We start from the raw sequence: 510 nt of genomic DNA, 5'->3' as shown, positions 1-510 counted from the left end.
CAGCCTTGGCCGGCCACCAGCGCCGAAAAGGCCCGCGGGATCCCCGATCGGGTCATTTACTACCAGTACCGCCACGACCGGGCCCGGCGCACCTTGCGCGGCATCGACGAGCAAATCGCCAAAGCCCAACGCGCTGTCGACGGCAAAGCGCCGGTCAAGCGCAACCGGTTCATCAAGCTGTCCGGGGCCACCAAGTCGGTAAACCGGGATCTGGAGGCCAAAGCCCGCGGACTGGCCGGATTGAAGGGCTACACCACCAACCTGACCAGCCAAACACCCGAGTTCGTCATCGATGCCTACCATCAGCTGTGGCGCATCGAGAAAAGCTTCCGAATGTCCAAGCACGACCTGCAAGCCCGCCCGGTTTTATCACCACAAACGTGAGTCGATCGATGCCCATCTGACGATCGTGTTCGCCGCCCTAGCCGTCAGCCACTGGATCGAGCACCAAACCGGATGGAGCATCAAGAAATTCGTGCGTACCGCACGCCGCTACCGCACCGTTCGCAT

General features: G+C 62.0%; 1 pseudogene. It reads left to right on the top strand.

The features are described 5' to 3' along the window. Positions 1-510 (top strand): annotated as a pseudogene (locus AC5Y2L_RS28580) (IS1634 family transposase); the annotation flags it as partial.

It is taken from the genome of Mycobacterium sp. NGS66 (genome assembly GCF_059812225.1).
This window is presented reverse-complemented; position numbering and strand designations above follow the sequence as displayed.